Origin of the sequence: Belnapia mucosa, from assembly GCF_016775475.1 — a bacterium.
Classification (GTDB): domain Bacteria; phylum Pseudomonadota; class Alphaproteobacteria; order Acetobacterales; family Acetobacteraceae; genus Belnapia; species Belnapia mucosa.
This window is the reverse complement of sequence record NZ_JAEUXJ010000001.1, coordinates 587,212-605,328: the sequence shown is the minus strand read 5'-3', so window position 1 is coordinate 605,328 and position 18,117 is coordinate 587,212. Positions and strand designations below refer to the sequence as shown.

Sequence of the window (18,117 nt, the reverse complement as noted above, 5' to 3'; positions counted from 1 at the left end):
TCATGCCATCGGGGCAGCGAGGCGAGAGGGGCACGCAACATCTTCGCGGCGGATCAGAAGCCGGGGGATGCCGGAAGGCGTTATGCCGATATCATCAACGCGGTGGCGATCGATGAGATCGGGCGCCGGGCCCGCGCCAAAGACAAGGGATCAGGGACATGGCCAAGGAAATCCTCTGCGCCTTCAGCATCCATTGCGATGCGGTGGCGGGCTGGCTCGGCAGCTATATGGGCGAGGACAGCCCGGGCGACATCAGCCGTGGCGTCTTCGCGGCCGAGGTCGGCATGCCGCGCATCCTGCGGCTGTTCGAGCGCTTCGGCCTGAAGCAGAGCTGGTTTATCCCCGGCCATACCATCGAAAGCTTCCCCGAACAGACCGACATGGTCGCCAAAGCGGGGCACGAGATCGGCCTGCATGGCTACAGCCACGAGAACCCGCTGGCGCTTTCCCGCCAGCAGGAGGAAGCCATCTTCGACAAGTGCATCACCCTGATCGAGAAGCACTGGGGCCGGAAGCCGGTCGGCTATGTCGCGCCCTGGTGGGAGGTGAGCGCGACCAGCATCGAGATCCTGGTCGAGCGCGGCATCGCCTACGACCACTCGCTGATGCATCACGACTGCACGCCCTACTACGTCCGCACCGGCGATGGCTGGACGCCGATCGACTATTCCAAGCCGGCCGAGAGCTGGATGCGACCCTTCACCAAGGGCCAGACCACTGGCCTCGTCGAGATTCCGGCCTCCTGGTATCTCGACGATCTGCCGCCGATGATGTTCATCAAGAAATTCCCGAACAGCCACGGCTATGTCTCGCCGCACCAGCTTGAGCAGATCTGGCGCGACCATTTCGACTTCATCTACCGCGAATACGACTATGCCGTGGTACCGATGACCATCCACCCCGATGTCTCGGGCCGGCCGCAGGTGCAGATGATGCTGGAACGCCTCATCACCCATATGCTGAAGCATCCCGGCGTGCGCTTCGTCACGCTGGAGGAGATGGCGCAGGACTTCCGGCGCCGTTCGCCTCAGCCCGCCTGAGCCAGCAGCGCGCGGGCGATCGCCAGCCACTCCTCCTCGAGCGTGCCGGCCGGCTTCACCCGGCCGGCGCGACTGTACCAGTAGCCGGCATTGGCGAGGTCGCCCTCCTTGCGGTGCAGATAGGCATGCACCCAGGCGCTCTCGGCATCGTCGCCCGCCTGGGCCGCCGCATGGGCCGCTTCCCAATCGCCGCGCGCATCCTCGGCCAGGGCGCGCAGAGGGCCCGGCAACCCTGGCGGCTGCGCGCCCGTCCGGGCCGCCTGCAGCAATTCCTCAGCCGTCATCCGAGCACCCGCTTCGCTGCCCGGCGCTTGGCGATGGAGACGCCGAGGAAGGCCAACACGATCACCAGCACCGAGACGCCCGTCACCACCGTCCCGAGCGCATAGATCTCCGGCGTCGTCACCGTGCTGGTGAGGCCCTGGAGCTCGAGCGGCAGGGTATTGGCATCGCCGATCGCCTGGCTGGTCCGCGCGATCTCGTCCCAGGACAGGGTGAAGCCAAAGAGCGCAACGCCGACCAAGCTCGGCGCCACCAGCGGCAGCACCACATGGCGGAAGACCTGCCAGGGGGAGGCGCCGAGATCGCGCGCCGCCTCCTCCAGGTCGTTGGGAAACCGGTTGAACACGGCGAACATGATGAGCAGGCCGAAGGGCAAGGTCCAGGTGAGATGCGCCCCCAACCCGGATGTGAAGAGCCCCATCGCCGTGGTGTAGCCCTCGTTCAGCCATTCGATCCCGTGCTCCTCGGCGAAAGCCTTCACCGCATCGTCGAGCAGGCGGAATTCGAGAGCGATGCCGAGCGAGACGACGATGGAGGGCACGATCAGGCTGGCGATGGTCAGGTTGAAGAGCAGCCCCTGGCCGAAGAAGCGCCGCCGGAAGGCATAGCCCGCAAGAAGCGAGATCACTGTCGTCAGCACCATGACCACGAGGCCGAGCCACAGCGAGCGCCGGAAGGAGGCCCAGATATCGATCACCCCGGAGCCGCGCCAGAGCAGCTCGTACCAATGCGTCGAGACGCCCCGCAGCGGGAAGGTCAATCCGCCCTCCGGCCCCTGGAAGGAGAGGACGAGGATGGTCAGCGTCGGCCCATAGAGGAAGACGACGAAGGCCAGGAAGACAGCTCCCAGCAGCCAGAAGGAGAGCGGGCGGCGATCCTCGTCCATCACAGCTCCCGCCGGATATCAATCAGCCTGGTCATCACCGCGATCACCAGCAGCACCAGGCCGAGCAGCACCACCGCCTGCGCCGCGGCCGCCGGGAATTGCAGGTAGGACATCTGCACCTGGATCACCTTGCCGATGGAGGCGATCTGCTGGCCGCCCATCACGCCGATGGTCACGAAATCGCCCATCACCAGCACGATGACGAAAATGGAGCCGATGACGAGGCCCGGCTTGGTCAGCGGGATGACGACGTGCCACAGCGTCTGCCAGCCACTCGCCCCCGCATCCTGCGCAGCTTCCAGCAGGCGGCGGTCGATCCGCATCATGCTGTTGAAGACCGGCACCGTCACGAAGAGCGTGTAGAGATGCACGAAAGCCAGCACGACCGAGAAATCGGAGAAGAGCAGCCAGTCCTGCGGCTGGTCCACCACCCCGGTCGAGATCAGGAACTGGTTCACCACCCCCTCCCGCCCCAGCAGCGGCAGCCAGGAGATCATGCGGATGACGTTGGAGGTGAGGAAGGGCGCCGTGCAGACGAGGAAGAGCGCCATCCGCATCGTGTCCGACCGGATGTGGAAGGCGAGGAAATAGGAGATGGCGAAGCCGAAGAGCGTGGTGAAGGCCCAGACCATGGCGCAGAGCCGGAGCGTCGAGAGATAGGTGCGGAAGGTCGTGCAGAGCCCCTCGCCCAGGTTCGAACAGCCCTCGAACATCTCGACATAGTTGCGCTGGGTGACATCCGGCACCAGCGAGTATTCGGTATAGTTCCACAGGCTGACGACCGCGGTCGCCAGCAGCGGGAACACGAAGAACAGCAGCAGCACCAGCGCCAGTGGCGCCGCCTGGAGCAGCGGCGCCACCGGACGGCCCATGGGGCGGCGGTCAGGCGGCGATGAACTCATTCCATTTCCTGACCATGTAGTCGTTCTCATCCATGACCGCGTTCCAGCAGGCGACGGCGCCCATGCGGGCCTCGAAGCTGCCGCCGTCGCGCACGCTGCCGGCCTTCTCCATCACCGTGCCGTCGGGCGCCTTGATGTCCTGCGCTGCCGGCTTGCCCATCATCCAGAAATCCCACTCAAAGGGCTGCATGCTCTTCTGCGCGGTCGACAACACCGCGGAGTAGTAGCCCTGGCGGTTGAGGAAGGCGCCGGCCCAGCCGGAGAGGAACCAGTTGATGAAGTCATAGGCGGCATCAAGCTTCCGCCCGCTCAGCGTCTTCGGCAGTCCGAAGCCCGCGGCCCAGGCGCGGTAGCCCTCCTTCAGCGGCTGGTAGGTGCAGGGGATGCCGCGGCTGCGCACCGCCGTCACCGCCGGCGACCACATCGACTGGATGACGGTCTCGCCCGAGGCCATCAGGTTGACGCTCTCGTTGAAGTCCTTCCAGAAGGCGCGGAACTGCCCGGCACGCTTCGCCTCGGTCAGCACCCGCATGGTGAGGTCGATCTCGGCCCGGGTCATGTTGCCCTTGTCGGCATATTTGTGCCGGCCCATCGCCTCCACCGCCATCGCCGCATCCATGATGCCGATGGAGGGGATGTTGAGGATGCTCGCCTTGCCCTTGAATTCCGGGTTCAGCAGCTCCGCCCAGCTCTCGATCGGCCGGCCCACGCGGTCCGGGCGGATGCCGAGCGTGTCGGCATTGTAGGTGGTCGGGATCAGCGTCAGCCACTGGGTCTGGCCGGTGGCGAAGGTCTTGCCGTCCTTCGTGGGCAGGTAGCTGACCTTGATCGGTGCCGTGCCCTGGTCGCCGATCTTCTTCCCCGCCACCTCGCCCTTGGTGAAGACCGTGCTGATCTCGTTGACCAGCTTGATGCGGTTCGCATCCATGCCCATCAGGTTGCCCGAGGGGATGATCTTCTTCAGCATCCAGTATTCGGCATCGAGGATGTCGAGGCTGTTCGGCTGCGTCACCGCGCGCCGCACCACATCGTCCGAGGTGACAGGGATATACTCGAGCGTGATGCCGAGATCCTCCTTCACCTTCTCCTTGATGCCGGCATGCTGGTTCACCGCCGTGCCGACATAGCGGAGCGTCACCGCGCCTTGCGCATGCACCGCTGGGGCGGCGAGGCCGGCGGCGATTCCCGCCGCGCCCTGCAGCAGCCGGCGGCGGCCGGTCGGAAGCGTCGTGTCCATGCCTGGATTCTCCTTCTGTGGCATCAGTCTTCCGCCAGGGGGCGGAGGTCTTCCCTATCCCAGCCGAGGCCCACCGCCTGGCCGGACTCCAGCGGCCGCGCCCGCAGCGCGGCCTCATCCACCAACGCCGTCCATTCCTCGCGGCCTGGGCCGATCAGGGTCACGGCATAGCCGGTGCCGGTATATTCGACATCGCGGATGGTGGCCGGCACCGCGCCGGCGCCCGGCGGCAGCAGCCGCGTACGGTCAGTCCGTACCGCGATCAGCCCCTCGGGCAGGCGGATGACATTGTGCCCGCCCATGAAGCGCGCGGCGAAGGCGGTGCGCGGGGCGTCGAAAACCTCGAAGGGCGTGCCCTGCTGCTCGATCCGCCCGTCCTTCATCAGCACCACCAAGTCGGCCAAGGCCAGCGCCTCGTCCTGGCTGTGGGTGACATGGACGAAGGTAATGCCGAGCTCGCGCTGGAAGCGCTTCAGCTCGGCCCGCACCCGGCCGCGCAGGAAGGGGTCGAGCGCCGAGAGCGGTTCGTCCAGCAGCAGCGCCGCGGGGTTGGTCACCAGCGCCCGGGCCAGCGCCACGCGCTGCTGCTGCCCGCCCGAGAGCTGCGCCGGCAGCCGGTCCGCCAGCGCCTCCAGCTCAACCAGCCGCAGCATCTCGCGCGCCTTGGCATGGCGCTCCGCCTTCAGGACGCCGCGCATGCGCAGGCTGAAGGCGACATTGTCAAGGCAGGTCAGATGCGGGAAGAGCGCATAAGACTGAAACATCATCGCCGTACCGCGCCGGGCCGGCGGCAGGCCGCTGATCTCGGAATTGTTGAGCAGGATGTCGCCGCTGCTCTGCCGCTCATGCCCCGCGAGCATGCGCAGGCTGGTCGTCTTGCCGCAGCCCGATGGCCCGAGCAGGCAGCAATAGGTGCCTGCCGGAATCTTCAGGTCGAGCGCATCCACCGCGACCGCGCCGCCGAAGCGCTTGGTCACCTTGACGAATTCGATGGCACCGCGGCCGGTCTGGCCGACATGCAGGACGGATGTGTCAGGCAGGCGAAGATCCCCCTCGCCCGCGAGCCTGCGGCAGAACCCGCCCCCGCTTCAAGGCGGACGCAGGGGGAAAGGCGCCGCTGCCAGACCGGAATTGCCCAAACCCCGCGCGGCGTGACCGCGCCGCGGGCAGTCAGGCCGAGGCCTGGGCCTGGCGATGGGCGAAATTGGTCCGGTTCAGCTTCAGCCGGTGATCCAGATAGAGCAGCGGCTCGTATTTCGGCGGGTTGTCCGGCCCGGTGCAGCTCGGCACCACCTTGATCACCGCGTCATTGGCGGGACCGAAGAAGAAGGGGATGGCGTAGCGCATCGCCCGGTTGTTGTTGACGACGCGGTGGGGCGTCGGCGCGAAGCGGTCGTTGGAATAACGGCCGAGCATCTCGGCCGTGTTGACGACGAAGGTGCCAGGGATGGCCGGCGGCCGCAGCCAGGTCCCCTCCCGCGTCCGAACTTCCAGACCCGGCAACGCGGACTGGGCGAGGAAGGTGATGAAATTGGTGTCGATATGCGGGGCGAAGCCGAAGCGGTCGGCTTCCGCCTCGGGCTGCGGCTGGTAGCGGATGAGGCGCAGCGTGCAGCTCGGCTCGGCGAAATCCGCCTTGAAGTAATCGGGCGGCAGGTCCAGCGCCCGGGCGAAGGCCGGCAGCATTCGCTGCGCGAGGCCACGCATCGCGCTGTAATAGGCCATGGTGGCCTCGCGGAAGCCGGGCAGGTTCGGCGGCCAGCGGTTCAACCCGACCATCGGCTTGCCCTCCACGATGGCGGGATCATCCGGCGCGTAGTCGTGCGAGATGTAGAAGCTCTCGTTCAGGTTCGGCTTGGTATTGCGATGGATGGTCGAGGTGCGGATGACCTGCGCGCCGGTCGGCAGGAAGCCGAGATTGATCTCGCCCACCGCCAGCGCCAGCTTCTCCTCCTCCGGCAGGGCGAAGAACTCGGCGGCGGCGGCGAAGCAGCCATCGATCAGCGGCTGCGGGATGCCGTGATGGGCCAGCACCAGGAAGCCGGTATCCTCGCAGCTCCGGGCGATGCTGCGGGCGAGATGGTCCACCGCCCCCGGCTCGCCGGCCAGCATCGGGCCGATATCCAGCACGGGGATGCGGCCTTCCGGCCCCTCAGCGGTCGTGGCGGCCTGGCTCATCCCGGGAGTCCTCCTGCGGCTGGGGCCAGTCCAGCACGGGCTGTGGCGGGCGACCAGGGGCGGTTGCGCCCCGAAGGCAGCGCCGCCTAGGCTGCCCCGATAGCGGGAGACGGATCGGATGCGGCGCTTCTTCCTCGGACTGGCCCTGGCGGCCGCCCTCGCCCTGCCCGCCGCCGCCCAGCCGCTGCGCGTGGTGATGAATCTCGAGCTGCAGGTGCTCGACCCGATCATCACCACCTCCAACGTCACCCGCGCCTATGCCTATCTCGTCTTCGACACGCTGATCAGCATGGATAGCGAGGGCCGCTACCACCCGCAGATGCTGGAAGGCTGGGAGAGCAGCCCGGACGGGTTGACCTGGACCTTCCGTCTCCGCCCCGGCCTCGCCTGGCATGACGGCGCGCCGGTGACGGCCGAGGATTGTGTCGCCTCGCTCCGCCGCTGGGGCCGGCGGGATGGGCTCGGCAGCCGGCTGATGGCGGCGTCCCGCGGGTTGCGGGTGGTGGACGAGCGGACCTTCGTGCTGGAGTTGGCCCAGCCCTTCAGCCAGGTGATCGAGGCGATCGGCAAGCCCGCCGCCCAGATCCCCTTCATGATGCCGGCGCGGATGGCGGCGACCGATCCGACCCGGCCGGTGACGGAGACCGTGGGTTCCGGCCCCTATACCTTCAGTCGCGAGGAATGGCGCCCGGGCGACCGCGCCATCTTCCGCCGCAACCCCGCCTACCGGCCGCGGCCGGAGCCGGCCAATGGGCTGGCCGGCGGCAAGGTCGCGCATCTCGACCGCATCGATTTCGTCAGCCTGCCCGATCCCGCCACCCGCGTCGCGGCGCTGCAGGCCGGCGAGGCGGATTACGTGGAATATGTCCCGACCGACTTCATCGCCCGCCTGTCGCGGGACCGGAACATCCGGCTGGTCAGCCCGCGGCCGATCGCCCAGATCATGGGCGCGATCGCGATCAACCATATCCACCCGCCCTTCGACAAACCCATCCTCCGCCGCGCGCTGCAGCAGGCGCTGGACCAGGGCGAGATCCTGGCCGGGCTTGGCCTCCCCTCCAGCATGACCCTGCCCTGGTGCCAGTCCATCTTCATGTGCGGCGGCCCCTATGCGAGCGAGGCGGGGACCGAGGCGCTGCGCCAGCCGGGCCTGGAGCGCGCCCGCGCCCTGCTGCGCGAGGGCGGCTATGCGAATGAGCCGGTGGTCTTCCTGCACAGCACGGACAGCGTGACCATCAACCCAATGGCCCTCGTCATCATCGACCGGCTGCAGCGCGCCGGCTTCAATGTCGATGTGGTGGCGAGCGACTACAGCAGCCAGGCGCAGCGCCGCCTCTCGCGCGAGCCGCCAGGGCGCGGCGGCTGGTCCCTGATGCCGGTGGTCTTCACCGGCTTCGACATCCTCAATCCGCTGGCCCATTACGCCGTGGCCTATAACTGCACCAACAACTATCCCGGCTGGTATTGCGACCCGACCATGACTCCGCTGGTGGACGAGTTCGCGCGGGAGCCGGATGCGAAGCGCCGCCTCGCCCTGGCGGGCGAGATCCAGCGCCATGTCCATGAGAATGGGCTGATGGCCTTCACCGGCCAGTTCTCCGTCCCCGCCGCGCACAGGGCCGAGATCGATGGCGTGCTGCCGGTCGGCTTCCCGGTCTTCTGGAACATGCGCCGCGCCGGGCGCTAGGGCCGCTCCCGCTTGCCAGCCCGGGAGGCCCGCCTTAAGCCGGGTGAGGCATGGCCTCCCTCGACCTCGCGCGCCTCGAAGGCACCACGGGTTTCCTGCTGCGCCTCGCGCAGCTCCGGGTCTATGACGAGTTCCACGCGAGGCTGGATGCGATGGGCATCACGCCCACCCGCTATTCCATCCTCGGCGTCATCCACGACAATCCCGGCTGCCGGCCGCATGAGATCGCCGATGCCCTGCGGCTGAAGCGGCCGAACCTTGCCACCCTCCAGGCCCAGCTCGAACGCGAGGGGCTGGTGGCGCGGCAGGAGGAGGAAGGCCGGGCCGTGCGGCTGCGCCTGACCTCGGATGGCGAGCAGCTTTTCGCCCGGCTGGCGCACATCGTCGAAGGGCTCGACCACGGCCTGACCGAGACGCTGAGCGAGGCGGAGCGCGCCACCCTGCACGCCCTGCTGCGCCGCCTCGTGCATCCCTGATTCTGCATCGGACATCCCCCGCATGAGCGACACCCCGCCCGGCTATCTCCGCCTGCCCGACCATGCGCTGCCGGTCTTCAACAGCCTGGTCGGCCCCTTCTGGATCCGGCCCGAGGGCGAGAGCATCACCTTCGGCTTTCGCGTCGAGCTGCGCCATTGCAACCCGATGGAGCTCTGCCATGGCGGGATGCTGACCGCCTTCGCCGATATCGTGCTGACCGGTGGCTGCAACCATGTGGCGCGGTTGAGCAAGTTTCTCACGACCATCAGCCTCTCGACCGATTTCATCGCCCCCGCCCGCATCGGCGCCTGGGTGGAGGCACGGCCGGAGGTGCTGAAGGTCACGCGCGGCATGCTGTTCGGCCAATGCCTGATGACCGCGGATGGCACGCCGGTGCTGCGCGCCAGCGGCACCTTCCGCCATGCCGGCGACCCGGACCCGCGCTTCAACCGCATCGCCCGGCTGCTGGAAGCTCAGGCGAGTGCGGCCTCCGCCTCCAGCGCCGGGCGGTAGCGCTCCGGCGCCGGGATCGGCTTCATCCGCGCCGTCTCGACGAAGGCGCAGACCAGCTCCGCCTCATAGACCAGCCGCTCCCCGACCCGCCCGGTCACCGCGAAACGCAGCGAGGAACCACCGAGGCGGATCAGCCGCACGGTGCTGTCGAGCGTGTCGCGCGGCGTGACCGGGCTGCGGAAATCCATCTGCACATGCACGAAGGGGGTGCCGATCCCCTCATCGACATTCATCTCGTACCAGCCGGTGCCGAGCCGGTCCTGGAACCAGCGCTCGACCGCCTCCATGGCGTAGTCGAGGAAGCGCGCGGTGTAGGCGATGCGCGCCGCATCCGTCTCGCCCCAGGTGACCCGGCGGGAATGCACGAAAACCCCGGTCGATCCCACTTTGGCAGCCCCTCTGGTCTCGCGCCCTGGATATGGGCGGCCGGCCCGGCTGGCAAACCGCCCGGCCCGGCTCCGGTTCCGCCCTCTGGTTCCTCCCTTTGGCTGGTCCGTGCCATGCTGACCCCAACGCCATCCCAACCGAGGAACCGCGCCATGAACGCCCCCGTCGCCGTCACCGAGACCCCGGACTGGACCCGCTATGCCGAGGGCGCGATGGTCGAGACCTTCGCCGATGCGGTGCTGGCCTCCGGCGCCCGGACGCCCTTCACCGACCTGAACGGGGCGCTGGCCGGGATCTCGCCGACCGATCTCGGCATCCATGCCGCCCGTGCCGCGCTCTCGCGCAGCGGGCTCGACCCGCGGCGGATCGGCACCACCATCGCCGGCAACTGCATCCAGGCCAGCTTCGACAGCCTCTTCTTCGCCCGGCATATCGGCCTCTATGCCGGCATGCCGGATGACCGGCCGGCGCATGGCGTGCAGCGCCTCTGCACCACCGGCTTCGAGGCGGTGGCCCAGGCGGCCCGCGCCACCAGCGCCGGCCAGGTGGAGGCGGCGCTCGCGGTCGGGACCGAGAGCATGAGCCGCGCCCCGGTCGCCAGCTTCACCTCGCGCGGCGGCTTCGGCCTCGGGCAGGTGGAATTCAAGGACTTCCTCTGGGAGGCGCTGTTCGACACCGGCTGCGCCACCGCCATGGGCGGCACGGCGGAGAACCTCGCCCGGTTGCATGGCGTGAGCCGCGCCGAGACGGATGCCTATGCGGCGGCGAGCTTCGCCCGCGCGCTGGACGCCCAGGCCGCCGGCCGCTTCGGCGAGGAGATCGCACCGGTGACCGAGGCGGTGTTCGAGGGACCGGGCCTCAAGCCGCGCCGGCTGAAGCTGCCGCGCAAGGTCGATGCCGTCTCCCAGGACACACATATCCGTCCCACCCCCATCGAGGTGCTGGCCAAGCTCGCCCCGGTCTTCGGCGGGGTGCAGACCGGCGGCAACAGCAGCGCCATCGTCGATGGCGCGGCGGCCCTGGTGGTGACGACGGCCCGGGTCGCGGCCGAGGGCGGCACGGCGCCGCTCGGCCGGGTGGTCGCCGCCGCCGCGGCGGGCGTGCCGGGCGAGGTGATGGGCATCGGCCCGGTGCCGGCTGCCCTCGCGCTGATGCGGAAGCTTGGCCTCCGCCTCGAGGATATCGACCTGTTCGAGATCAACGAGGCCTTCGGCGCCCAGGCGGAATCGGTGCGCCGCGCCCTCGGCGTGCCGCATGAGCGGTTCAACGTGAATGGCGGTGCGATCGCCTTCGGCCATCCGCTGGCCGCGACCGGGGTGCGCTGCATCCTCTCCCTCGCGATGGAGTTGCGGCGGCGCGGGCTGAAGCGCGGCATCGCCGGCGCCTGCGCGGGCGGCGGCCAGGGCATGGCGGTGCTGGTGGAGGCGGCGTGAGCGACTTCTCCCGCCAATTCCTGGTCCACTGGAACGACTGCGACCCGGCGGGCATCGTCTTCCATGCCCATTATATCCGCTGGATGGATGAGGGCTTCACCGACATGACCCGGGCACGCGGCGTGGATTTCGCCGCGCTGGCCGCCGAGGACCCGCATTTCCGCGGCTCCCCGCTGGTCGATGTCCGCTGCGGCTTCCGCGCCCCGGCCCGCTTCGCCGATGTGCTGGAGCACCGGATCGCCCCGCCGGTCTTCGGCGCCGGGCGATCCTACCGGCTGCTGCACCGCTTCCTGCTGCCCGATGGGCGGCTGGCGGCGGAAGGCGAACAGACCCGCATCTGGGGCCGGGACGAGGGCGAAGGCCTGCGCGCCGTGCCGATGCCGCCGGAGATCGCGGCGCGGCTGGCGGAGGGCTAAGACAGAAGGCGCAGCTTTCGGACAAATGCCGGACCGGCTGCTGAAAAACCCCGGCCGCTCCTTACCGTCATGGCCGGGCTCGACCCGGCCATCCCTGGGCTGAGGTTTCCTCGGTCAGGGATGCGTAGGTCAGGCCCGCGCAGGACGAAGGGAGGCCAAGGTCGGATGTTCCAGCGGCCCGCGAGGCCGGGCCGCCTCTAGACTATATTCCTATAATCTCATTCCGCCTTCGTGTCCAGCGCAACCCCTATCCCGCCACCACCCAAGGCATCTCCGCCGCGCGCAGGCCGAGCGGCCGGTCGCCCTCGATGCGGACGCGCTGCAGGGCCGGAGCCGGGGCACCGGTATGCAGCACCACCCGGTTGTCCCAGAGCAGCAGGTCGCCCGGCTGCCAGGCATGGCGCCAGGTGACCTCCGGCGCCGTCGCCGCGGCAAACAGCGTGGCGAGCAGCCGCTCGCTCTCGCCGGCCGGCAGGTTCAGGATGCGGCGGGTGAAGCCCGGGCTGACGAAGAGTGCGGGGTCGCCGGTCAGCGGGTGGCTGCGGACCACCGGATGCTCGGCGCGGTCCGGCCCGTGCCGGTGCTCGGCGCGCAGCTCCTCGGCGCGGCGCCGCAGGCCCGTCGGCAGCAGGCCGAGCGCGGCGCGCTGATCGGCGAAGGCGATCTCCGCCCCCTCCCCGGCCCGCGCATGCGCATGCGCATGCGCAAGGCAGGCGAGCGCCGGCTCCGCCATGTGGCTATGATCGGCATGCCAGGCGGGACCGGGCGGCAGCTCGCCCTCGGGGATGCCGGAGACGACCCGCAATGCCGGGGGCCGCAACAGGCTGCGGCGGTCCAGCAGCGGCGCCTCCAGCGCCGCCAGCCGGGTGGCGAGCCGCGCCTGCGCCGCGGGACCCAAGGTCTGGCCGCGGAAGAGCAGCACGGCATGGTCGAGGAAGGCGTCGTGCAACGCCTCGAGCATCGGCGCGTCGAGAGGGGCAGCAAGGTCGAGGCCGGTGACCTCGACGGCGAAATGGGGGTGGAGGGCGTGGATCTGCATGGCGGAGCTCCGGAAGGGATGGCGGGCATGGGTCGAGCGCTAGCGTCGACAGCGCCCCTCTCCGGTCCTGATGCTGTTCGGCATTCCACGCGCCTTTCTGCTGGAACGTGTCGTGAAACACGATCCGTAATGGCTATAATGGCGATCGGCTCGCGGGACGCAAGTGGCAATCCATCACCCGACGGCGTTCAAAGCACTGGGTCGGGTTGAATTGCCCGATTAAAGATTGTTAAATCTGGGCCGGAGCTGCAAGGAGGCTGCGATGGCTGTTCCTCTCGGACGCCGGGCCCTGCCCGGACTGGCTCTCGGCCTGGCGGGGCCGGCTGCGGCCCAAGGAGCCGGCGCGCTGCTGAATGTCAGCTACGACCCGACCCGGGAATTCTACCGCGCCTACAACACCGCCTTCGCCGCGCATTGGAGGGAGAAGTCGGGCCAGGCGGTCCGGCTCAGCACCTCGCATGGCGGCTCCGGGCGGCAGGCACGGGCGGTGATCGACGGGCTGGCGGCGGATGTGGTGACCCTCGCCCTTGCCTATGACATCGACGCCATCGCCGAGCGCGGCCTGATCGCGCGGGACTGGCAGCGCCGCCTGCCGGAGAACAGCGCACCTTATACCAGCACCATCCTCTTCCTGGTCCGGCGCGGGAATCCGAAGGGGATCAAGGACTGGGGCGACCTGATCCGGCCGGGGGTGGGGGTGGTCACGCCCAATCCCAAGACCTCCGGCGGCGCGCGGTGGAATTACCTCGCGGCCTGGGCCTGGGCGCAGCGGCACGCGGGGGGCGACCAGGGCGCGGCGCAATTCCTCGGCCGGCTGCTGCGCAACGTGCCGGTGCTGGATGCCGGCGCGCGCGGCGCCACCACCAGCTTCGCGCAACGCGCGCAGGGCGACGTCCTGCTGGCCTGGGAGAATGAGGCGCATCTCGCCTTCGCCGAATTCGGCCAGGGACAGTTCGAGATCGTCGTGCCGAGCCTCTCGATCCTCGCCGAGCCGCCGGTCGCGGTAGTGGACCGCAATGTCGATCGGCGCGGGACCCGGGCCGTGGCGGAGGCCTATCTGGAGCATCTCTATTCCGCCGAGGCGCAGGCGCTGGCGGCCAAGCATTTCTACCGGCCGCGCGACCGGGCGGCGCTGGCGGCGGCAGGCGCCACCTTCCCCGACCTGCCCTTGGTGACGGTGGATGCCGAGTTCGGCGGCTGGGCCGAGGCGCAGCGGACGCATTTCGCCGATGGCGGCAGCTTCGACCGCCTCTACCAGCCGGGACGCTGATGCGGCGGCGGGATGCCCTGCCGGGACTGGGCCTCGCGCTGGGGGTGACCTGGCTCTGGCTGGGGCTGATCGTGCTGGTGCCGCTCGCCGCCTTGGCGATCCGGCCCTGGGAGCTTGGGCTGGCCGGCGTCTGGGCGAGCGTGACGGAGCCGCGGGTCCTGGCCTCGCTCCGGCTCTCCTTCGGCGCGGCGCTGGTGGCGGCGCTGGTGGATCTGCCACTCGGGCTACTGGTCGCCTGGGTGGTGGTGCGGTACCGCTTTCCGGGGCGCCGGGTGCTGGATGCGGCGATCGACCTGCCCTTCGCCCTGCCGACCGCGGTCGCCGGCCTCGCCCTGACCGCGCTCTATGCGCCGAATGGCTGGCTCGGGGCGCCGCTGGCGGCGCTGGGGGTGAAGGTCGCCTTCACCCCGCTCGGCGTCGCGGTGGCGCTCGCCTTCGTGGGTCTCCCCTTCATCGTGCGGATGGTCGAGCCGGTGCTGCGCGACCTGGGTCCGGAGGCGGAGGAGGCGGCCGCCACGCTCGGCGCCACGCGCTGGCAGGCCTGGCGGCTGGTGGTGCTGCCGGCGCTTGGGCCGGCCCTGGTGGCGGGCGTCGGGCTCGCCTTCGCCCGGGCGGTCGGGGAATATGGCAGCGTCATCTTCATCGCCGGCAACCGGCCGATGGAAAGCGAGATCGCGCCGCTGCTGATCGTGGCGCGGCTGGAGCAGTATGACTATGCCGGTGCCGCGGCGCTGGGGCTGGCCTTGCTGCTGCTCTCCTTCGCCCTGCTGCTGGTCTTCGGCGCGATGCAGCGGCGGCTGCGGCGGGGCCTGCCATGAGGCGCCCGACCGAGGAGCCGGCCTGGCTGCGCTGGCTGCTCTGCCTGCTGGCCGTCGCCGTGCTGGGCGTCTTCCTCGTGCTGCCGCTGGCCGCGGTCTTCGCCGAGGCTTTCCGCCGCGGCGTCGCGCCGGCCCTTGCGGCGCTCGGTGATCCGGATGCGCTGGCGGCGATCCGGCTGACCCTGCTGGTCGCGGCGATCGCGGTGCCGGTCAACCTGGTCGGCGGTGTGGCGGCGGCCTGGGCGATCGCCAAATTCGATTTCCCCGGCCGCCGGCTGCTGACCACGCTGATCGAGCTGCCCTTCTCCGTCTCGCCGGTGATCTCGGGCCTGGTCTATGTGCTGGTCTTCGGCGCGCAGGGCTGGCTCGGTCCCTGGCTCGAGGAGCGCGGCATCCAGGTGGTCTTCGCCCTGCCCGGCCTCGTGCTGGCGACGATCTTCGTCACCTTCCCCTTCGTGGCCCGGACGGTGATCCCGCTGATGCAGGAACAGGGCCGGACCGAGGAAGAGGCGGCGGCGACGCTCGGCGCGGGCGGGTGGCGGATGGCCTGGCATGTGACGCTGCCGAATATCCGCTGGGCGCTGCTCTCCGGCGTGCTGCTCTGCAATGCGCGGGCGATGGGGGAATTCGGCGCGGTCTCGGTGGTCTCGGGCCATGTGCGCGGCGAGACCAACACCATGCCGCTGCATATCGAGATCCTCTACAACGAATACCAATTCGTCGCCGCCTTCGCGGTGGCCGGGCTGCTGGCGCTGCTGGCGCTGCTGACGCTCGCGGCCAAGTCCCTGCTGGAGCGCGCATGACGATCGTGGTCTCGGAGCTTCGGCGGCGCTTTGGCGGGGTGGCGGCACTCGACGGGGTGGAGCTGTCGGTGCGGAGCGGCGAGTTCGTCGCGCTGCTCGGCGCCTCGGGCAGCGGGAAGACGACCTTGCTGCGCGCCCTGGCCGGGCTGGAATTCCCCGATGCGGGGCGGATCCTGATCGATGGGCGGGACATGGCCAGCGTCCCGGCACGGGCGCGCGGCATCGGCTTCGTCTTCCAGAATTACGCGCTGTTCCGGCACATGACGGTGGCCGGGAATATCGGCTTCGGCCTGCGCATCCGGCCCTGGCGCAGCCGACCATCGCGGGCGGAGATCGCCCGCCGGGTCGAGGAGCTGCTGGAGCTGGTCCGACTGCCGGGCTTAGGCGGGCGCTACCCCGACCAGCTTTCGGGCGGGCAGCGGCAACGGGTGGCCCTCGCACGCGCCTTGGCCATCGAGCCGCGGGTGCTGCTGCTGGACGAGCCCTTCGGCGCGCTGGACGCGACGGTGCGGCGGGAGCTGCGGCTCTGGCTGCGCGGGCTGCATGACCGGCTGGGGCTGACCAGCCTCTTCGTCACCCATGACCAGGACGAGGCGCTGGAGCTCGCCGACCGGGTGGCGGTGATGCGCGACGGGCGCGTCGTGCAGTGCGACACGCCGGAGGCGCTGCTGGCGCGGCCGGCCGATGCCGGGGTGGCCGGTTTCCTCGGCGATGCGGCACGTCTCGGCTGCGAGGTCCGCGGGGGGATGGCTTGGTTCGCCGCCCTGCCACCGGTCCCGGCCGAGGGCGTGGCCGAAGGCCAGGCGGTAGCCTTCCTGCGGCCGGTCGATCTCCTGGCCGAACCCGGCGAGGGCGAGGCACGCGTCGCCGCCTCCCGGCAAGATGGGCGCGGGGTGCGGCTGACGGTCGCGGTGGGGGAGAGCCTGCTGGAGGCGGTGCCCGCCCCCGGCTGGCAGCCGCGGCGGGGCGAGGCCTGCCGGGTCAGGGTGCTCGCGGCGCGGGTGTTCCCGGCATGAGGCGGAAGCCGGGCAGCGCCAGGGCGGCGCCGAGCAGGGCGAGGCCGGTCAGCCCATAGACCAGGGCGGGTGGCAGGATCGGCAGCAGCAACCCGGCGGCCAGCGGCCCGGCCCCGGCGCCGAGATCCCGCCAGGTGGCGAGCCGGGCCAGGGCCGGCACCCGTTCCGCCCCCGGGTTCATCGCGGCGACTACCGGCGCGGGCAGCGGCTGGAGCAGGCCGCGCAGCAGCACGACCGTCAGCGCCCCGACCCAGAGGCCAAGCCCGCCAAATCCGATCAGCGCCAGGGCCAGGGCCGAGGCGGCGGAGAGCAGGACCAGCATCCGCGCCGCGCCGAAGCGTTCGGCCAGCGCGCCGCCGGCCGGGCCGAGGGCGATCTCCGAGGCATAGCGCAGCGCGAGCGCCAGCCCGGCCGCCAGCGCTGCGCCCTGCCCTGCCCCGCCGAGCGCCTGCGCCGCCAGGACTGAAAGGCCGAGGACGAAGACGCCGTCCAGCGCCAGGCCCTGGACGAAGGACCAGACATCGATCCGCGCCGGCAGGCCGAAGCGCGGGGCACCGCGCACGGCCTCGCCATGCCCACCTGGCAGGCGGAGGGCAAAGGGCAGCGCCAGCAGGGCGATGCCGCCGAGCAGCAGGAAGACGAGATGCGGGCCCCAGACCTCGGCGATCACCGCGCCGGCGATCAGCCCGACCATCGGGCCGGCGGCGATGATGGCGCGGGACCGGCCGCTGCGGCGGGCCGCGCCCGCTGCCTCGGCGGTGGCGAGGGCCTGGGTTGCGATGTTCAGCGCGGCGAAGGACAGGCCCCAGACCAGCCGCGCCACCAGCAGCCAGACCAGGCCCGGCAGCAGCGCATAGCCGACGGAGGAGAGCGCCGTGCCGAGCACCGCGAGGGTGCAGGCGGCGCGCGGCCCGCGCTGTTCATAGAGGCGCGCGATCCAGCCATAGCCGAAGATGCGGACCAGCCGGTTGGCGGCGAGCAGCAGCCCGGCCTCGGCGAAACTCACGCCGAAGGTCGCGGCATGCAGCGGTAGCAGCAGATAGAGGACGGTATCGGTCGGCAGCGTCAGGCCGAGGGCGATCGAGGCATCGCGCGAGGCGCGGTCGGCGGCTTGGGCGTCCATTCCGGTAGGCTGCGCCTGGATAGATACCTAGACAACTAGATAACTAAATCTCTTGTCCGCTTTCCTGCAAGAAACGCCGTATGCGCTCCCGGTAGGCCGCGCCGGCACTCGCCAGTTCGCCGTCCGAGGCGGCCTTGGCGTTGAAGAGCAGGAAGGGCTCCTGCCATTCCAGCCCGCAACGATGGGCAGTCGCGTGCAGCGGGCGCAGCAGCTCCGGCAGGGGATAGAGGTTCACCCCCGCCGCGCCATAGGCTTCGGGCCGGTTGCCTGCCGTGGCGGCGACCATCAGCGGTCGCCCGGCAAGGCGGGCGCCCTCGGTTTCGGCCTGGAGGTAGAACATCCGGGTCAACACCGCGTCCTGCCAGGCCTTGAGCAGCGGCGGGGTCGAGTACCACTGGACCGGGAATTGCAGGACGATGCGGCGGGCCGCCACCAGCCGTGCCACCTCGGCATCGAGGTCGAACCGGCCATCGGGATAGAGCGCCTCCAGATGCGCCACCTCCACCCCCGGCAGCGCGGCGGCCGCCCTCGCCAGGGCCCGGTTGGCGCGCGAGGCGGCGTAGTCGGGATGGGAAAGAAGGATCAGGGTCTCGGCCACGGTGTCGCTCCC

Annotated in this window: 20 protein-coding genes; 10 read left to right on the top strand and 10 right to left on the bottom strand. The window is 70.2% G+C overall.

Going from position 1 to position 18,117, the window contains the following annotated elements; translation table 11 throughout:
* The first annotated feature begins 158 nt into the window (after positions 1 to 158).
* Positions 159 to 1,040, top strand: a complete 882-nt coding sequence (locus JMJ55_RS02920) for a polysaccharide deacetylase family protein (protein ID WP_202823975.1) — start codon at positions 159 to 161, stop codon at positions 1,038 to 1,040.
* Here the strand turns inward: JMJ55_RS02920 and JMJ55_RS02915 are convergent.
* The 6 genes from JMJ55_RS02915 to JMJ55_RS02890 form a co-directional block, all read right to left on the bottom strand.
* Complete coding sequence (locus JMJ55_RS02915; protein WP_202823974.1) at positions 1,028 to 1,324, bottom strand: hypothetical protein; 297 nt, start codon at positions 1,322 to 1,324, stop codon at positions 1,028 to 1,030. The genes JMJ55_RS02920 and JMJ55_RS02915 overlap by 13 nt on opposite strands.
* Positions 1,321 to 2,208: an ABC transporter permease gene (locus JMJ55_RS02910; RefSeq protein WP_202823973.1), complete on the bottom strand. Its 888-nt coding sequence runs from the start codon at positions 2,206 to 2,208 to the stop codon at positions 1,321 to 1,323. The genes JMJ55_RS02915 and JMJ55_RS02910 overlap by 4 nt, the downstream gene beginning before the upstream one ends.
* Complete coding sequence (locus JMJ55_RS02905; RefSeq protein WP_236033330.1) at positions 2,208 to 3,110, bottom strand: ABC transporter permease; 903 nt, start codon at positions 3,108 to 3,110, stop codon at positions 2,208 to 2,210. Before JMJ55_RS02905 ends, JMJ55_RS02910 begins: the two co-directional genes overlap by 1 nt.
* Positions 3,091 to 4,347, bottom strand: coding sequence for an ABC transporter substrate-binding protein (locus JMJ55_RS02900; protein ID WP_202823972.1), 1,257 nt, complete (start codon positions 4,345 to 4,347; stop codon positions 3,091 to 3,093). The genes JMJ55_RS02905 and JMJ55_RS02900 overlap by 20 nt, the downstream gene beginning before the upstream one ends.
* A 23-nt stretch (positions 4,348 to 4,370) precedes the next feature.
* Positions 4,371 to 5,324: an ABC transporter ATP-binding protein gene (locus JMJ55_RS02895; RefSeq protein WP_328702561.1), complete on the bottom strand. Its 954-nt coding sequence runs from the start codon at positions 5,322 to 5,324 to the stop codon at positions 4,371 to 4,373.
* 193 nt (positions 5,325 to 5,517) lie between these two features.
* Positions 5,518 to 6,525, bottom strand: a complete 1,008-nt coding sequence (locus JMJ55_RS02890) for an isopenicillin N synthase family dioxygenase (protein ID WP_202823971.1) — start codon at positions 6,523 to 6,525, stop codon at positions 5,518 to 5,520.
* A gap of 118 nt (positions 6,526 to 6,643) precedes the next feature.
* On the opposite strand from JMJ55_RS02890, the gene JMJ55_RS02885 reads away from it, so the two are divergent.
* Genes JMJ55_RS02885 through JMJ55_RS02875 form a run of 3 tightly spaced genes read left to right on the top strand, consistent with a single transcriptional unit; the run spans position 6,644 to position 9,202 of the window.
* Positions 6,644 to 8,212 (top strand): ABC transporter substrate-binding protein, encoded by a 1,569-nt coding sequence (locus JMJ55_RS02885; protein ID WP_202823970.1) that lies wholly within the window; start codon positions 6,644 to 6,646, stop codon positions 8,210 to 8,212.
* A 50-nt stretch (positions 8,213 to 8,262) separates the two neighbouring features.
* The gene (locus JMJ55_RS02880; protein WP_202823969.1) at positions 8,263 to 8,688 is read left to right on the top strand and encodes a MarR family winged helix-turn-helix transcriptional regulator; all 426 of its coding nucleotides are present in this window, start codon (positions 8,263 to 8,265) and stop codon (positions 8,686 to 8,688) included.
* Between the two features lie 22 nt (positions 8,689 to 8,710).
* Positions 8,711 to 9,202, top strand: a complete 492-nt coding sequence (locus JMJ55_RS02875) for a PaaI family thioesterase (RefSeq protein ID WP_202823968.1) — start codon at positions 8,711 to 8,713, stop codon at positions 9,200 to 9,202.
* Here JMJ55_RS02875 and JMJ55_RS02870 read toward each other — a convergent pair.
* Positions 9,163 to 9,567 carry an acyl-CoA thioesterase gene (locus tag JMJ55_RS02870; RefSeq protein ID WP_202823967.1) on the bottom strand — a complete coding sequence of 135 codons (405 nt, stop codon included), beginning with the start codon at positions 9,565 to 9,567 and terminating at the stop codon, positions 9,163 to 9,165. The two genes, JMJ55_RS02875 and JMJ55_RS02870, sit on opposite strands and share 40 nt — an antisense overlap.
* A 174-nt stretch (positions 9,568 to 9,741) precedes the next feature.
* Here JMJ55_RS02870 and JMJ55_RS02865 point away from each other — a divergent pair, with 174 nt between their 5' ends.
* Complete coding sequence (locus JMJ55_RS02865; protein WP_236033328.1) at positions 9,742 to 11,022, top strand: thiolase family protein; 1,281 nt, start codon at positions 9,742 to 9,744, stop codon at positions 11,020 to 11,022.
* Positions 11,019 to 11,438, top strand: a complete 420-nt coding sequence (locus JMJ55_RS02860) for an acyl-CoA thioesterase (RefSeq protein ID WP_202823966.1) — start codon at positions 11,019 to 11,021, stop codon at positions 11,436 to 11,438. The genes JMJ55_RS02865 and JMJ55_RS02860 overlap by 4 nt, the downstream gene beginning before the upstream one ends.
* A 247-nt stretch (positions 11,439 to 11,685) precedes the next feature.
* Here the strand turns inward: JMJ55_RS02860 and JMJ55_RS02855 are convergent, their stop codons facing one another.
* On the bottom strand, positions 11,686 to 12,477 hold the full coding sequence (locus JMJ55_RS02855) for a TauD/TfdA dioxygenase family protein (protein ID WP_202823965.1): 792 nt from the start codon (positions 12,475 to 12,477) through the stop codon (positions 11,686 to 11,688).
* Positions 12,478 to 12,739: 262 nt separating this feature from the next.
* Here JMJ55_RS02855 and JMJ55_RS02850 point away from each other — a divergent pair, with 262 nt between their 5' ends.
* The 4 genes from JMJ55_RS02850 to JMJ55_RS02835 are packed head-to-tail and all read left to right on the top strand — an operon-like array spanning position 12,740 to position 16,384.
* On the top strand, positions 12,740 to 13,747 hold the full coding sequence (locus JMJ55_RS02850) for a sulfate ABC transporter substrate-binding protein (RefSeq protein WP_202823964.1): 1,008 nt from the start codon (positions 12,740 to 12,742) through the stop codon (positions 13,745 to 13,747).
* Positions 13,747 to 14,565 carry a sulfate ABC transporter permease subunit CysT gene (gene cysT, locus JMJ55_RS02845; protein ID WP_202823963.1) on the top strand — a complete coding sequence of 273 codons (819 nt, stop codon included), beginning with the start codon at positions 13,747 to 13,749 and terminating at the stop codon, positions 14,563 to 14,565. The genes JMJ55_RS02850 and cysT overlap by 1 nt, the downstream gene beginning before the upstream one ends.
* Positions 14,562 to 15,368 carry a sulfate ABC transporter permease subunit CysW gene (gene cysW / locus JMJ55_RS02840; protein ID WP_202823962.1) on the top strand — a complete coding sequence of 269 codons (807 nt, stop codon included), beginning with the start codon at positions 14,562 to 14,564 and terminating at the stop codon, positions 15,366 to 15,368. Before cysT ends, cysW begins: the two co-directional genes overlap by 4 nt.
* A complete protein-coding gene (locus tag JMJ55_RS02835; RefSeq protein ID WP_202823961.1) occupies positions 15,365 to 16,384 on the top strand; it encodes a sulfate/molybdate ABC transporter ATP-binding protein in 1,020 nt (339 codons plus the stop codon). Before cysW ends, JMJ55_RS02835 begins: the two co-directional genes overlap by 4 nt.
* On the opposite strand, the gene JMJ55_RS02830 is transcribed toward JMJ55_RS02835, so the two are convergent.
* Together JMJ55_RS02830 and JMJ55_RS02825 are read right to left on the bottom strand one after the other, a co-directional pair.
* Entirely contained in the window at positions 16,350 to 17,507 is a 1,158-nt protein-coding gene (locus JMJ55_RS02830) for an MFS transporter (protein ID WP_202823960.1), read from the bottom strand. The two genes, JMJ55_RS02835 and JMJ55_RS02830, sit on opposite strands and share 35 nt — an antisense overlap.
* A 43-nt stretch (positions 17,508 to 17,550) precedes the next feature.
* The gene (locus JMJ55_RS02825; protein WP_202823959.1) at positions 17,551 to 18,105 is read right to left on the bottom strand and encodes an NAD(P)H-dependent oxidoreductase; all 555 of its coding nucleotides are present in this window, start codon (positions 18,103 to 18,105) and stop codon (positions 17,551 to 17,553) included.
* Positions 18,106 to 18,117 lie beyond the last annotated feature (12 nt).

What these genes read in the sequence shown, in the direction of transcription:
- JMJ55_RS02920 (WP_202823975.1), top strand. Translation starts at nt 159, where the DNA reads ATGGCCAAGGAAATCCTCTGCGCCTTCAGCATCCATTGCGATGCGGTG.
- JMJ55_RS02890 (WP_202823971.1), bottom strand. Translation starts at nt 6,525, where the DNA reads ATGAGCCAGGCCGCCACGACCGCTGAGGGGCCGGAAGGCCGCATCCCC.
- JMJ55_RS02855 (WP_202823965.1), bottom strand. Translation starts at nt 12,477, where the DNA reads ATGCAGATCCACGCCCTCCACCCCCATTTCGCCGTCGAGGTCACCGGC.
- JMJ55_RS02900 (WP_202823972.1), bottom strand. Translation starts at nt 4,347, where the DNA reads ATGGACACGACGCTTCCGACCGGCCGCCGCCGGCTGCTGCAGGGCGCG.
- JMJ55_RS02905 (WP_236033330.1), bottom strand. Translation starts at nt 3,110, where the DNA reads ATGAGTTCATCGCCGCCTGACCGCCGCCCCATGGGCCGTCCGGTGGCG.
- JMJ55_RS02880 (WP_202823969.1), top strand. Translation starts at nt 8,263, where the DNA reads ATGGCCTCCCTCGACCTCGCGCGCCTCGAAGGCACCACGGGTTTCCTG.
- JMJ55_RS02835 (WP_202823961.1), top strand. Translation starts at nt 15,365, where the DNA reads ATGACGATCGTGGTCTCGGAGCTTCGGCGGCGCTTTGGCGGGGTGGCG.
- cysW (WP_202823962.1), top strand. Translation starts at nt 14,562, where the DNA reads ATGAGGCGCCCGACCGAGGAGCCGGCCTGGCTGCGCTGGCTGCTCTGC.
- JMJ55_RS02865 (WP_236033328.1), top strand. Translation starts at nt 9,742, where the DNA reads ATGAACGCCCCCGTCGCCGTCACCGAGACCCCGGACTGGACCCGCTAT.
- JMJ55_RS02875 (WP_202823968.1), top strand. Translation starts at nt 8,711, where the DNA reads ATGAGCGACACCCCGCCCGGCTATCTCCGCCTGCCCGACCATGCGCTG.
- JMJ55_RS02910 (WP_202823973.1), bottom strand. Translation starts at nt 2,208, where the DNA reads ATGGACGAGGATCGCCGCCCGCTCTCCTTCTGGCTGCTGGGAGCTGTC.
- JMJ55_RS02915 (WP_202823974.1), bottom strand. Translation starts at nt 1,324, where the DNA reads ATGACGGCTGAGGAATTGCTGCAGGCGGCCCGGACGGGCGCGCAGCCG.
- cysT (WP_202823963.1), top strand. Translation starts at nt 13,747, where the DNA reads ATGCGGCGGCGGGATGCCCTGCCGGGACTGGGCCTCGCGCTGGGGGTG.
- JMJ55_RS02830 (WP_202823960.1), bottom strand. Translation starts at nt 17,507, where the DNA reads ATGGACGCCCAAGCCGCCGACCGCGCCTCGCGCGATGCCTCGATCGCC.
- JMJ55_RS02885 (WP_202823970.1), top strand. Translation starts at nt 6,644, where the DNA reads ATGCGGCGCTTCTTCCTCGGACTGGCCCTGGCGGCCGCCCTCGCCCTG.
- JMJ55_RS02850 (WP_202823964.1), top strand. Translation starts at nt 12,740, where the DNA reads ATGGCTGTTCCTCTCGGACGCCGGGCCCTGCCCGGACTGGCTCTCGGC.